Source organism: Stenotrophomonas sp. STEN035, from assembly GCF_056759935.1.
In genome coordinates, this window is record NZ_JBRRDY010000013.1 from 34,197 (window position 1) to 46,602 (window position 12,406).

At 62.9% G+C, this 12,406-nt stretch carries 15 protein-coding genes; 9 read left to right on the forward strand and 6 right to left on the reverse strand.

Going from position 1 to position 12,406, the window contains the following annotated elements:
• Nucleotides 1-68: 68 nt before the first annotated feature.
• Nucleotides 69-587: a GNAT family N-acetyltransferase gene (locus ACVOLL_RS09005; RefSeq protein ID WP_481512591.1), complete on the forward strand. Its 519-nt coding sequence runs from the start codon at nt 69-71 to the stop codon at nt 585-587.
• Between the two features lie 276 nt (nt 588-863).
• Here ACVOLL_RS09005 and ACVOLL_RS09010 read toward each other — a convergent pair whose 3' ends face one another.
• Together ACVOLL_RS09010 and ACVOLL_RS09015 are read right to left on the reverse strand one after the other, a co-directional pair.
• On the reverse strand, nt 864-1,127 hold the full coding sequence (locus ACVOLL_RS09010) for a DksA/TraR family C4-type zinc finger protein (RefSeq protein ID WP_282265397.1): 264 nt from the start codon (nt 1,125-1,127) through the stop codon (nt 864-866).
• A gap of 161 nt (nt 1,128-1,288) precedes the next feature.
• Complete coding sequence (locus ACVOLL_RS09015; protein WP_481512592.1) at nt 1,289-1,843, reverse strand: DUF2058 domain-containing protein; 555 nt, start codon at nt 1,841-1,843, stop codon at nt 1,289-1,291.
• Between the two features lie 69 nt (nt 1,844-1,912).
• On the opposite strand from ACVOLL_RS09015, the gene ACVOLL_RS09020 reads away from it, so the two are divergent.
• On the forward strand, nt 1,913-2,410 hold the full coding sequence (locus ACVOLL_RS09020) for a M48 metallopeptidase family protein (protein ID WP_481512660.1): 498 nt from the start codon (nt 1,913-1,915) through the stop codon (nt 2,408-2,410).
• Nucleotides 2,411-2,477: 67 nt separating this feature from the next.
• On the forward strand, nt 2,478-3,188 hold the full coding sequence (locus ACVOLL_RS09025) for an rRNA pseudouridine synthase (RefSeq protein WP_481512593.1): 711 nt from the start codon (nt 2,478-2,480) through the stop codon (nt 3,186-3,188).
• A gap of 183 nt (nt 3,189-3,371) precedes the next feature.
• On the opposite strand, the gene ACVOLL_RS09030 is transcribed toward ACVOLL_RS09025, so the two are convergent.
• From ACVOLL_RS09030 to sstT, 3 genes are read right to left on the reverse strand one after another with little or no spacing between them, the layout of a single operon-like run.
• On the reverse strand, nt 3,372-3,674 hold the full coding sequence (locus ACVOLL_RS09030; RefSeq protein WP_481512594.1) for an AzlD domain-containing protein: 303 nt from the start codon (nt 3,672-3,674) through the stop codon (nt 3,372-3,374).
• Complete coding sequence (locus ACVOLL_RS09035) at nt 3,671-4,399, reverse strand: AzlC family ABC transporter permease (RefSeq protein WP_481512595.1); 729 nt, start codon at nt 4,397-4,399, stop codon at nt 3,671-3,673. Before ACVOLL_RS09035 ends, ACVOLL_RS09030 begins: the two co-directional genes overlap by 4 nt.
• Entirely contained in the window at nt 4,399-5,604 is a 1,206-nt protein-coding gene (gene sstT / locus ACVOLL_RS09040) for a serine/threonine transporter SstT (protein WP_481512596.1), read from the reverse strand. Before sstT ends, ACVOLL_RS09035 begins: the two co-directional genes overlap by 1 nt.
• A 123-nt stretch (nt 5,605-5,727) precedes the next feature.
• Between sstT and ACVOLL_RS09045 the strand changes: the two genes are divergently transcribed.
• Nucleotides 5,728-7,299: a phospholipase D family protein gene (locus ACVOLL_RS09045; RefSeq protein ID WP_481512597.1), complete on the forward strand. Its 1,572-nt coding sequence runs from the start codon at nt 5,728-5,730 to the stop codon at nt 7,297-7,299.
• 88 nt (nt 7,300-7,387) lie between these two features.
• Here ACVOLL_RS09045 and ACVOLL_RS09050 read toward each other — a convergent pair whose 3' ends face one another.
• Nucleotides 7,388-8,446, reverse strand: a complete 1,059-nt coding sequence (locus tag ACVOLL_RS09050; RefSeq protein ID WP_481512598.1) for an HDOD domain-containing protein — start codon at nt 8,444-8,446, stop codon at nt 7,388-7,390.
• A gap of 637 nt (nt 8,447-9,083) precedes the next feature.
• Between ACVOLL_RS09050 and ACVOLL_RS09055 the strand changes: the two genes are divergently transcribed.
• The 5 genes from ACVOLL_RS09055 to ACVOLL_RS09075 are packed head-to-tail and all read left to right on the forward strand — an operon-like array spanning nt 9,084 to nt 12,383.
• Nucleotides 9,084-9,422, forward strand: coding sequence for a Rieske (2Fe-2S) protein (locus tag ACVOLL_RS09055; RefSeq protein ID WP_481512599.1), 339 nt, complete (start codon nt 9,084-9,086; stop codon nt 9,420-9,422).
• Nucleotides 9,419-9,727 carry a recombinase-like helix-turn-helix domain-containing protein gene (locus ACVOLL_RS09060; protein WP_481512600.1) on the forward strand — a complete coding sequence of 103 codons (309 nt, stop codon included), beginning with the start codon at nt 9,419-9,421 and terminating at the stop codon, nt 9,725-9,727. The genes ACVOLL_RS09055 and ACVOLL_RS09060 overlap by 4 nt, the downstream gene beginning before the upstream one ends.
• Before the next feature lie 40 nt (nt 9,728-9,767).
• Nucleotides 9,768-10,814 (forward strand): Rieske 2Fe-2S domain-containing protein, encoded by a 1,047-nt coding sequence (locus ACVOLL_RS09065; protein ID WP_481512601.1) that lies wholly within the window; start codon nt 9,768-9,770, stop codon nt 10,812-10,814.
• Nucleotides 10,811-11,575, forward strand: a complete 765-nt coding sequence (locus tag ACVOLL_RS09070) for an SDR family oxidoreductase (protein ID WP_481512602.1) — start codon at nt 10,811-10,813, stop codon at nt 11,573-11,575. The genes ACVOLL_RS09065 and ACVOLL_RS09070 overlap by 4 nt, the downstream gene beginning before the upstream one ends.
• Before the next feature lie 13 nt (nt 11,576-11,588).
• Nucleotides 11,589-12,383, forward strand: a complete 795-nt coding sequence (locus tag ACVOLL_RS09075) for an IclR family transcriptional regulator (RefSeq protein ID WP_481512603.1) — start codon at nt 11,589-11,591, stop codon at nt 12,381-12,383.
• The last annotated feature ends 23 nt before the right edge of the window (nt 12,384-12,406 follow it).

Genomic DNA, 12,406 nt, shown 5'->3' on the forward strand with positions numbered 1-12,406 from the left:
AGCGTGGCGGCTGCAGGTATGCTTCCGTCCACGCCGCTGCTTCCGGGGGCGCGCTACGGGGGAAGTACGTGGATCAGGACATCACTTTGCGTGACGCCAACCTCGCCGATGCAGAGGCGCTGAGCGCGCTGGTCACCCCGTTGGCGCGGCACCTGCTGGACGCCGACAGCGGCGCCAGCGCACATGCCTTTCTGGCCTCGTTGACCCCGACCAGCTTTGCCGAACGGCTGGCGGACAAGGACTTCGCGCATTACCTGGCGGAAGATGCAGGCGTGCTGGTCGGCATGATCGCCATGCGTGGCGACAGCCATATCCACCATCTGTTTGTCAGCCGCAGCACCCGCAGACGTGGAATTGCCCGCCTGCTGTGGGAACACGCGCTGCGCGTGCATGGACGTCGCGAGTACACGGTCAACTCATCCGAGATTGCGGTACCGGTGTATGAGCGGTTCGGCTTCGTCAGCAAGGCCGCGCCGCAGACGGTCAAGGGCGTGCGCTTTGTGTTGATGGAGCGGCCCAGGTTGGTGCCGCGGGTTGTGCAGAAGCAGTACTTGAATGATGTTCTGCCGGTACCGGGGAAGGAATGAGGCTTTGGGCTTTGGGCTTTGGGCTTTGGGCTTTGCCTTTAGGGCTTTTGCTTTTCTGCCGTCATCCTCGCGAAGGCGGGGATCGCTCTGGCTCTGGCTTCCGCCTTGGCCTTCAGCATTGATTCGGACCGGAATTACCGCGTAACTCCAAAGCGCAAGCAAATGCAGAGCGATCCCCGCCTTCGCGAGGATGACGAGCAAGAGCAGGGCTAAAACAACAGCCAAAGCCACAAACCACAGCGACGACCACAACAGGCACAGACACAGCCATCGTTCCTAGCGCAATTGGCTATCCTTGCTACCGCGCCGGTTATAGCCGGCAAACGCTTCGTCCTCGTCCTGCGCCTGCTGGCAGGCGATGCACAGCCTCACTCCGGGCACGGCCTTGCGGCGCGCCTCGGGAATCGGCGCATCACATTCTTCGCAATGTTCCAGCCCCGGGCCGCTCGGCATGCGGCTGCGCGCACGCTTGATCGCGTCCTCGACGGTGGCATCAATCTGATCCTGAACGGCGGTATCGCCCGCCCAACCGGTAGCCATGTCCAGCCTCCACATACAGCAACATAGGCAAACTGCCGCCTCCGTGGACACAATTCAAGACCTGGCGGCCAGGCGTACAGCTGCCTGAACAAGATCCGCCAGTGGAGGGCTACCCGCTCACTGCAGGCGTCGGCCCGCGCCAAGCCGCGCGAGCACAGCGTTCACCACATCAGGTCGTCAGGCACCTGGAACTGGGCGTAGTACGCATCGTCCTCGGCATTGCCGGTGGAAATCGGCGTGTCCGCACTCTGGCCGTGGTCGAGCACGATCAGGCTGGCGTCACGTTCGCGCACCTTCTCAGCCGCCATGCGCGGCAGCAGTTCGAAACTGTCACCGTGACGGGCGATCACCAGCGCACCATTGGCCAGTTGGGTACGCAGCGCCTCGGTGACCAGCATCGTGCGGATCACTGCGCCGTCGTTGAAACGGTATTCCAGCTCGCCGGCACGCGGCAGCTTGCGGTCGGCGATGATCTGCCGGGCCTGCGCGCGCAGCTCGTCGGCGCGCCGCTGGGCGTTGTGCTCGGCGGCCAGTTGGCGGTCTTTCTCGGCCTTTTCGGCACGGGCGCGATCGGCCTCGCGCTGGCTTTCGGTGGCGTTGACCGGACCTTTGCCGTGGCGCGCCTTGACCTGCTCACGGGCCACCTGCGAGACCTGCGATTTCTTCACCAGGCCAGCCTTGAGCAGCTGTTCCTGCAGTGGATTACCCTTTGCCATCGTCGTTGTTCATGGTTCTGTTGCCGAGGCTGCCATCATAGCGGCCTGCCCGGTCCTGCCCAAATGCCCATGCTTCCGCTGAAATACCTGAATGGCTATCCCGAACACCTGCAGCAGCGCGCCCGCGAGCTGCTGGACGCGGGCAAGCTGGGCGAAACGGTGCGCAAGCGCTACGCCGAGCCCAATCCGGTGCGCAACGACCGCCAGCTCTACGACTACGTGCAGGCGATCAAGGAGCGCCACCTGCGCCAATCGGTGCCGCTGGGCAAGGTGCTGTACGACGGCAAACTGCAGGTGGTGAAACACGCCCTGGGCACGCATACCGCCATTTCCCGCAACCATGGCGGCAAACTCAAGGCCAGCCGCGAGATCCGCATTGCCAGTGTTTTCCGCGAGGCCCCGGCCGAGTTCCTGCGGATGATCGTGGTGCATGAGCTGGCGCATATCAAAGAAGCCGACCACAACAAGGCCTTCTACCAGCTATGCCTGCATATGGAGCCGGATTACCACCAGCTGGAGTTCGATCTGCGCCTGTACCTGACCGCCTTGGAACATGAACCCGGCTGAGCCGCCCATCGCCCGGCTCCCGCCACAGCGCTACACTCCCCGCCCTTCGTAGAACCCATAAGCCGCCATGACCACCCCTATCCGTCTCGACAAGCGCGTTGCCGCGCAGCTGCAGTGCTCGCGCTCGCAGGCCCAGCAGTACATCGAAGGCGGCTGGATCAGCGTCGATGGCGTGGTGGTGGAAACCCCGCAGACCATGGTCAGCGAGGAAATCATCACCCTGGCCGCCGAAGGCAGCACCGAAGCCGCTGAAGCCGCCACCTTCCTGATCAACAAGCCGGCCGGCTGTACGGCCGAGCAGTTGTTCGCGCTACTGGCCGACGAAAACCGTTTTGCCGACGACGCTTCCGGCATCCGTCCGCTACGCCGTCACTTCCAGCGTCTGGACTACCTGATGCCGCTGGACGATGCCGCCAGCGGTTTGGTGGTCATGACCCAGGACTGGCGTGTGCGCCGCCACCTGCAGGAATCCGGCTACAGCCTGGAGCAGGAGTTCGTGGTGGAAGTCAGCGGCGAACCCACCCCGTGGGCGATGCCCAGACTCACCCATGGCCTGATCTATGAAGGCCGCAGCCTGCCGCAGGCCAAGATCAGCTGGCAGAGCGAACAGCGCCTGCGTTTCGCGATCAAGGACGTGCGTCCAGGGCAATTGCAGTTCATGTGCAGCCAGGTCGGCCTGAAGGCCGAACAGATCCGTCGCCTGCGCATCGGCCGCATCGGCCTGAGCAAGATGCCCGAAGGCCAGTGGCGTTATCTGGCTGCTGACCAGAAGTTCTAGGCCAAGGCCCTTTCGTTTTTACGGGAGCGCCCGTTTTGTGGGAGCGGCGTAAGCCGCGAAGCTGGCAATACATCCGGCCACCCCACAAAACGGCATCGCACAATGGTGCAGCTGCGGGCGATCAGCGCGCGGACGGTTCACCGGCTTCGCGGCTGACGCCGCTCCCACAACCGCCAACTGCGTTCATAGCAATCGGATTACCGCCGCTGCCGTCGCACCAATAATCACCACCAGCAGAAACGGCAGCCGCAACATCAACGCTATCGCTGCAGCCAACAACGCGCCAATACGCGCATCGAAGGCCAGCCCCTGCCCGGCCGACACTGTGTTCATCGCGGTCAACGAGGCCAGCAGACCTATCGTCAGGCAGCCGGCCACGCGGTTCATGCGCGGCGACTCCAGCCAGCGCACCGGCACCAGATAACCAGCGAACTTGATCACCCAAGCTGCAACGCAGCCCATCACGATCCACGCCCACAGCGTCATGGTGCCGACTCCTGCTCGACCTTGGGCGCAACGTCAGGCTCCAGCCCTTCATCCGCCGGGCCGCTGCCAAACCAACCCCAAACCGCGGCCACCGCAGCAGCCAAAAGAATCGGCACACCCGGCGGTACCCACGGCAGCGCCAGCACCGTCACCAACGCACAGACCACGGCAATCGCTACTGGCTCGCGTGAACGCAGTCGCGGCCACAGCAACCCCAGGAAGGCCGCCACAGCCGCACCATCCAAGCCCCACTGGCGCGGGTCACCCAACGCATCGCCAAGCAATGCGCCGAGCAGGGTGAACAGGTTCCAGCACAGATAAACGCCCAGCCCCGCCACCCAAAAGCCGCGGCGCTGTTCCTGCGGCTCCGTCTGGCTAGCCGCAGTGGCCGCCGATTCATCGATGGTGACCTGCGCCGCCAGCGGCTTCAGCCAGCCACGCGGGCGCAGCATGCGGCTGATCTGCGCGCCATACACCGCGTTGCGGATGCCCAGCAAGGTGGCGGCGCCGAACGCAGCCGCACCTGCACCGCCGGCACCAATCACGCCGATGAAGGCGAATTGCGAGCCACCGGTGAACATCAACAGGCTCAGCGCGGCGGTCTGCGCCACGCTGAAACCCGATGCCACCGCCAGCGCACCAAACGAAATGCCATACAGGCCAGTCGCAATCGCTATCGAAATGCCGATGCGTACCGCTGGCGTGATGCGCTCGGCCACAGCCATCAGGCGCGTCCGCGCGCTTGTTCGGCCGCCGCGACAAACACCACGTCGGTGGACGAGTTCAAGGCGGTTTCTGCCGAGTCCTGCACCACGCCGACAATGAAACCGACCCCGACCACCTGCATGGCGATCTCATTGGGAATGCCGAACAGGCCACAGGCCAACGGAATCAGCAACAGCGAACCGCCCGGCACGCCGGACGCGCCGCAGGCACCAACCGCGGCAACCACGCTGAGCAGCAGCGCCGTTGGCAGGTCCACCGCATAACCCAAGGTATGTACTGCCGCCAGGGTCAGTACCGAAATGGTGATCGCCGCACCGGCCATGTTGATGGTCGCGCCCAGCGGCACCGCCACCGAATAGGTGTCCTCATGCAGGCCAAGCTTGCGGCACAACTCCATGTTGACCGGAATATTGGCCGCCGAGGAACGGGTGAAGAACGCGGTGATGCCGCTCTCACGCAGGCAGCGCAACACCAGCGGATAGGGATTGCGGCGGGTAACCACTGCCACGATCAGCGGATTGCCGACGAAGGCCATGAACAGCATCGCGCCAATCAGCACCGCCAGCAGATGCAGGTAGTCCGTCAACGCGCCCAGACCAGACTCGGCCAACAAGGAAGCAACGATACCGAACACGCCCAGCGGCGCCAGCTTGATCACCAGCCGAACCACCCAGGTGACCGCGTTGGAAAAATCGCTGACCAGGGTGCGCGTGGCTTGGCTGGCATGGCGTAGCGCCAGCCCCAGGCCCACCGCCCATGCCAGCAAACCGATGTAGTTCGCGTTGAGTAGCGCGTGCACCGGGTTGTCGACGATCTGCATCAGCAAGGTCTTGAGCACCTCGCCAATACCGCCCGGCGCGCTCATGCCGGTCTCGGCGGCCTTCAGCGTCAACGTGCTGGGGAACAGGAAACTGGCTGCCACGCCAACCATGGCCGCGGCCAGGGTGCCGATCACGTACAGGAACAGAATCATCCGGATATGAGTTTTCTGCCCCTGCTGATGATTGGCGATGGAGGCCGTGACCAGTACCAGCACCAGGATCGGCGCCACCGCCTTCAGCGCGGAAATGAATACCGTACCGAGCAGGCCAACGGCAGTCGCCCCGGCTGGCCAGAGCATCGCCAGCACGATGCCGGCGATCAGGCCGAAGACAATCTGCAGCACCAGACTGGGCGCTCGGAAAGAGGAAGAACGTTCGGTCATTACAGGGCTCGCGGCAAACGCAAACCCCGATTCTCGCCCACTGGGGGCGTTCCCCGCACCCCCGGAACGTCATGGAATCAGGACAAACTGCCGCCGGGCCACGAACACGGCTAGGATGCGCGCATGGAAAACAAGCATCGTCCCAAACGCCTGCTGCGGTTCCTGGCCTATCTGCTGGCTGTTGTGCTGCTACTGATAGGCAGCGGCCTGCTGCTGGGTGACCACCTCACCCCGAAGGCAGTCGGCGCGCCTTCGCAAGCCCTGCCAGTGCAGGCGCAGCAGACCCTGATCGACCGCCAACTGCAGCCCTTGCTGGCCGAGCACCCGGGCAAAAGCGGCGCGGTGTACCTGTCTGACGGGCTCGAGGCCTACGCCGCGCGCTCCATCATCACCCGCCAGGCCGGACGCAGCCTGGACCTGCAGTACTACATGTGGCACGACGATCTGCTCGGCCACCTGCTTGCCCATGACGTCCAGCAGGCAGCCGAGCGCGGCGTACGCGTGCGCCTGCTGCTGGACGACATGAATGCCGCCGGGCTGGACCCGCAGATGCTGGCACTGGACAACCACCCCAACATCGAAATCCGCCTGTACAACCCGTTCCGCAACCGCGACGGGCTTTGGCGCCTGGTGGAGATGGTGCAGCGGGTTTTCAGCATCAACCACCGCATGCACAACAAGGCATGGATCGCCGACGGCCGCGTGGCCATTGTCGGTGGCCGCAATATCGGCGCCGAATACTTCGACGCCCGCCCGGACGTGAACTTCCGCGATCTCGATCTGCTGCTGGCCGGCCCGGTCGCCAACGATGCCAGCAGCATCTTCGACGACTTCTGGAACAGCGATGCGGTGGTGCCGATCGCCGCCCTGCACCAAAGCACCGACCAGCAGATGGCCAACTTCATCAGCCAGGCCGAGCTGGACGCACGCCAACAGGAAGCCGCGCCGTATCTGCAGCGCGTGCGTGCGCATTTCACCGATGCCTACCTCAGCAAGCAACTGAACCTGCATTGGACCGACGGCGTAAGGATCCGCTCCGACCCGCCGCGCAAGCCCAGCGGCGGCGACAGCAGCCAATGGCTGGTCACCCGGCTGGTCGAGGTACTGAGCAGCGCCGAGCACAAATCACTGTTGATCTCGCCCTACTTCGTACCCGGCGCGGTCGGCACCAAGGGCCTGATCCAGCAAGTCCAAAGCGGCGTGCAGGTCGGCATCATCACCAACTCGCTGGCAGCCAACGACGTACCCGCCGTGCACAGCGGTTACATGCACTACCGCCGCCCGCTGCTGGCCGGCGGCGTGCAGCTGTACGAACTCAAAGCCCGTGGACACATCGAGCGGGCATCCACGTTCGGCAGCAGCGGTGCCAGCCTGCATACCAAGGCCTTCGTGGTAGATGATCGTCGAGGCTTCGTCGGCTCGTTCAACCTCGACCCACGCTCGGCCTACCTCAATACTGAAATGGGCGCGCTGTTCGATGACCCGGTGCTGGCCGCACGCCTGCGTGAGGAATACCTGCGCCTGTCCAGCGCCGAGTTGAGTTACTGGGTGTATTTGAACAGGGACCACGAATTGCGCTGGTTGGACCGTGCCAGCACGCCGCCCATCAGCCTGCGCACTGAACCGGACACCGGACTGATGCAGCGCGCCAGCACCCAGATGATCAGCTGGTTGCCACTGGAGTCACAGCTCTAACCTGTGCAGTCCGCATTGCGGGACGGTCTTCCAGTCGATATCCAGATGCAGACGCGGCCCGCGCCGCGTCCCGATGCTACCAGCTACGTCACTCCAGTGTGCCGTCCGCCTGCGTCATCCGCTTCCACAGCCACACCGCCACATGCTCAGGCATCTGGCTGGCGAACACCGCATTGGCCTCTGCCTCGCTCATCAGGCCTTGTGCATGCAGCATCGCTGCGCTGGCGGCCAGCTGCCCGATCTGCAACGAGCGCCCCAAACCCGTAGCAGCGGGCATCTCCACCTGCTTGAGTGCCTGCACGATGGGTGCCGACAGTTTCCAATGGCCGGCAATCCGTATCGCGGTCGGCGCGCTGCAGCGCTCCAACACTTCCAGCAACGTGCCCGGCTCACGTGCCCGCAACGGCGGCCGCGCCAACACATCGGCAGCAGCCTGCATTGCCATGGCCGCACTTAGCCCCAGCAGCAGACCAGCCAGCTGTGCAGCGAAGCCATCCTCGCGTTCCACGCTGCGCGCGTGGTCGGCAGCGGCCAGCGATACCCGCAAGGTGTACTCCCAAAGCAAGCGCGCGAATTCGGCATCAACGCCGCTGGCCGACTCCATGACCGGCTGCACCAACGCAGCGGAAATGATCTGGCGGATGCCATCGTTGCCGATCAACGTCACCGCCCGCTCGATGCTTTGGATATCCTGCCGCTGCAGGCGATACAGGGAACTGTTGGCAATACGCAACAGCGTTGCCGCCAGTACCGCGTCGCTACCAATGATTCGGGCGATGGAGCGCGACGAGGCCGCACTGTCATTCACGCTTTGGATCAGCTGCGGCAGCAGGTTCGGTCGCCGCGGCGTGTAGCGCGAGGACAGGTCCGCGCGACTCAACGCCACCACCACGTCGTCCACCACCGCACGCTGCACGCGTAGCGCATCGGCCGGCGTATCGGCAGCACCCAGCGCGCTGAGCAGGAAGCGCCGCTGCAGGTCGCCAACGCTGACGACGACCACAGCTTCCTCGATTGTCGCTGCACTAGCCGACGGCGGCACACGGAGCCGCCGTTGCGGACGTGCCGCATCGCCATTGCGCCGCTGCCAGAGCCAGACCAGGCCACCGGCAACTATTGCTGCAAAAACTGCCGAGATAATCACCATGACAAAAACAAAGTGGCCCGCACGGAAAGCTGCCCGGTATATCGGCCGCCACTCGAATTTCTTTAGCGCCACCCCTGTCGTCGCATTGATGAATACACCAACACTGCCAAGCCCACTCCAGTTTCTGCGCCACCCCTGGACTTTTAGGACAAATCCCAAAGAAAGCCTGAGAGATCGCCCCCTATATTCAAACTAAGAGCTGAATACTTAATCAAACCACCAGATCCACCCGGCCCACCAACAACTATACATATCCATATACAACGCCACACCGCTCCTCGAATATCCATCGATAAGTAACCACCTGCACACCCCGCAGCAGCAGGGAGCGCAATGGACGCGCGAAGACGCCGCCGTTCACAGCTGAAAGGCCACGAAGTCACCAGGTGGAATGCGCCAAAGTTTCACCAGTTAAACTAAATGGATATTCACAAACTAACGCCACCTGACTTACCAAGGAGCAATTCATGAATATGCCGGATCAAACATCAAATCTGTGAATAACAGCACATGTAAATGGCAGATTTCCTGATTGCGAACGACCTTGGTACTGCTATGTTGAATTGTAGTTTCTGTAATGAGATTTAGTTTCAAATATAAAACCTCACCCTCACCACCCATGAGCGGACAGAGCAACATGAACTGGAAAACTATTTGTACGAAGTCACAGGTGCGTGGCGAATACCCCTATGCGGCCAAGGTAGCCGGCAAGGAAATCGGCATTTTCCTGGTCGATGACAACTACTACGCCATTGAAGATGTCTGTCCTCATGCCTACGCCCTGCTCAGCCAGGGGTTTGTCGAGGATGGAAAAGTGGAATGCCCGCTGCACGAGGCGGTGTTCGACATCCGTAGCGGCCGTTGCCTGCGCGAACCCGGTGGCCGCGACCTGCTCACCTACCCGCTGCGGATACAGGGTGACGAAGTACAGATCGATACATCCAGGATCGAAACGGGATTGGAGGAGGTGGCATGAACGCACAACTGGATTTCAACCCGCATCTCAAGCAATGGCAGAAGCCTGTACCCACCAATGATCCCGGGGCCGGCTCCATCGAGCAGCCGGGGCAGTTCCGCAACATCGTCTGGCAGACCCGCAACCGGGCGCCCACCGAGCACGAACAGCGCCTGGTGAAGGCATTGGAGCAAGCCTTTGCAAATGGTGCTGACGATGTCGCCAGCGTGGTCAACCAGCTCAATGCGATCGGCGTCTACGACCACGGTGGCAGGGCATGGACCGAAGTTTCGTTTCACAAATCCATTGCCGCCCTCGGCTACTGATCCGGCGACCACACACAACGCATCCTGGGAGGGAGCATTGATGGCAAGGAAGACAGAGATTGAAGCGCACCTGCGTCAAGGCCTGCGCGAACTGTGGTATCCGGTGGTAGCCAGCTGGGAGGTGTCCAATGCGCCACTTGGCATCACCCGCTTGGGTGAGAACATCGTGCTGTGGCGTGATCACGAAGGTCGTCTGCACGCACTGGAGGACCGCTGCCCACATCGCGGCGCTCGCCTGTCGATGGGTTGGAATCTTGGCGATCGCGTCGCCTGTTGGTACCACGGCGTCGAAGTGGACGGCAGCGGCGTTGTCAAGGACGTACCCGCGGTAAGCGCCTGTCCATTGGTTGGCAGCCGATGCCTGCGCAGCTATCCAGTTCAGGAAAGGCACGGCGCTGTATTTCTCTACTTCGCCCTTGATCCCAAGGCGGAAGTACCGCCTTTGAGCCTGCCTGTGGAGTTGGAAGACCACGCCCAATACAGCAACTTCCTATGTACCGCGGCATGGCAGTGCGGCTACGAATTTGCCATCGACAATGTGATGGACCCGATGCACGGCGCCTATCTGCATGCCGCCTCGCACTCCATGGCCGAAGGTGACCGCAGCGCCGAGATGCAGGTGGTACCCACCGATACCGGCTTCATCTTCGAAAAGACCGGCCAACGCGGGGTCAATTTTGACTGGGTCGAGTTCGGCCATAGCGGCGCATTCTGGCTGCGCCTGTCCATTCCGTACCGTCCGCAGTTTGGTCCGGGCGGTCCGTTCTGGATCGTCGGCATGGCGGTGCCGGTGGATGACGACAATTGCCGCGTTTTCTTCTGGCGTATCCGCAAGGTGCAGGGCTGGCAGCGTGATGTATGGCGCTTCATGTACCGCACCCGCCTGGAGCAGCTGCACTGGGATGTCCTGGAACAAGACCGGGTAATTCTGGAAAACCTCGCCCCAGACGCACGCGGCCAGGAGTTCCTCTATGCCCACGATGCAGGCCTGACCCGGGTACGGCGGATGATGCAGAAGATGGCTGAGCGCCAGATAGAGCAGCGCGCTGCACCAGCGGCAGCGGCAAATGAGGCCGTGCAGGCATGAGCCAGTCCGCGCCACACTTGCTGGCCGGCCGCAAAGTACTGGTAACCGGTGCTGCACGCGGCCTGGGCCTGAGCTTTGCCTCGGCCATCGCCCGCGCCGGCGCGCGGGTGGTGATCGCCGACATCCTCGACACCAGCTGTGCTTTGCAACGCCTGCACGACGAAGGCGCACAGGCAGATGCGGTGCGGATTGACCTGGCCGATCCGGCAGCAGTGGACGCAGCAGTGGCCGACGCGGCACGACTGATGGGAGGCATCGACGGACTGGTGAACAACGCCGCCATTGCTACCGGCATTGGGGGACCGATGATGGACGAACTGGCACCGGAGGTCTGGGACCGGACGCTGCAGGTCAATGTGCGTGGCACCTGGCTCGTCAGCCGCGCCGCCCTGCCGCACCTGCGTGCGGCAAGCCACGGCAAGATCGTCATGCTGGCCTCTGATACGGCCTTGTGGGGCGCACCGCGTTTGCTGGCCTATGTAGCCAGCAAGGGCGCAGTGCTGGCAATGACCCGCTCGATGGCCCGTGAACTGGGTGCCGATGGCATCTGCGTCAACGCCATCGCACCGGGGCTGACTCAATGCGAAGCCACCGAATACGTTCCTGCCGAGCGCCATGCCCTGTACGCGAACGGACGCACCCTGCAACGGGCGCAATACCCCGCCGACATCGACGGCACGGTGGTGTACCTGCTGTCGGGCCTGTCGGATTTCGTCAGCGGGCAGACCCTGCCCGTCAATGGCGGCTTTGTCTTCAACTAAAGGGAAGACGGATATGTCAACGCCCCAAGCAACACCGGTAAAGGAACCAAACCGCTACATGGTACCGGCACTGGAAAAAGGCCTGAACATGTTGCTGTTGTTTGGACAGCAACGTGACGAGCTGAGCTTCACGCAGGTCTGCCAGCGCACCGGCATGCCCAAAGCCTCGGCCTATCGTACCGTGCAGACACTGGAACAGATGCGCTTCTTGAATCGCAACAGCGCCAGTGGCGGTTACAGCTTGGGCATCAGCATTCTGCGACTGGGGTTTGACTACCTGTCCTCGATGGACATCGTGCAGATCGGGCAACCCATCATTCAGCGGCTGCGCGATACCACCAGCTACTCGGCGCACCTGTGCGTGCTGGATGGACGCGACGTGGTGTACGTGGCGCGCGCCAGCGCGATCGGCGAACTACCGGCAGGCGTCAGCGTCGGCACGCGTCTACCCGCCCATTGCACCGCCATAGGCCGCGTGCTGTTGATGACGATGCCCGAGCAGGAGCTGAGTTCTCTCTACCCGGAACCGGCTTTCGCACACACGTCCGAACAGGGGCCAAAAACGCCGCAGGATCTGATCGAGCTGCTGGATGGCGACAGTGCGCGCGGTCATGCGATCAGTGAATCGTTCTACCAACCCGGCGTCTCGGCCGTGGCTTACCCGCTACGCGACCGGGACGGCAACGTCCTGGCTTCGATCAGCGTGATGGTTCCGCGCTCGGTACTGCCGGCGGACCTGAAAACGTCGCTGAGCGCACAGGTCGAGAAAGCCGCGCGCGAGATCGAAGCATTCCTGCACGCCTCCTGATCGCACTGGTACGCGCAGGACAC